Here is a 414-nt window from a genome sequence, read left to right on the forward strand (position 1 = left end):
GTTGTATAGATTGAAATTTGAAAAATTATTGGATGAAAAGGGAAGAGTGGTTTATCAGAAAAAAGAAGGATTTGAGGACAAGCCTGAATATAAGAGACAAGTGATACTAAATATGATGGCCAATACATTCCCTCTCAAACCTAAAACGAAATTATCGTATTCTGACAAGCCAACAGCTGTTTTTATGATTGTTCCTGATTATGATAAATCAAACCATGCTTTAGCAAGTATCTTTGTTAAGCAGCTGTATACAGAGTTATCTATGAACTGTAATGATACGAAAGGTAAAAAATGCTATAGACGTGTTCATTTCTTGCTAGATGAGTTCGGAAATATGCCACCTATCGATGATATGGGTGGAGTATTAACAGTTTGTGCTGGGCGTAATATGTTGTTTAATTTAGTGCTTCAATC

The 414-nt window shown here is 34.1% G+C and carries 1 protein-coding gene; it reads left to right on the forward strand.

Annotated features, from left to right (window positions below; all coding sequences use genetic code 11):
- The coding region (locus CRU95_RS16260; protein ID WP_164969828.1) for a type IV secretory system conjugative DNA transfer family protein at nucleotides 1–414 on the forward strand (414 nt) is incomplete at both ends.

It is taken from the genome of Arcobacter sp. F2176, from assembly GCF_004116465.1.
GTDB lineage: Bacteria > Campylobacterota > Campylobacteria > Campylobacterales > Arcobacteraceae > Arcobacter > Arcobacter siniprincipis.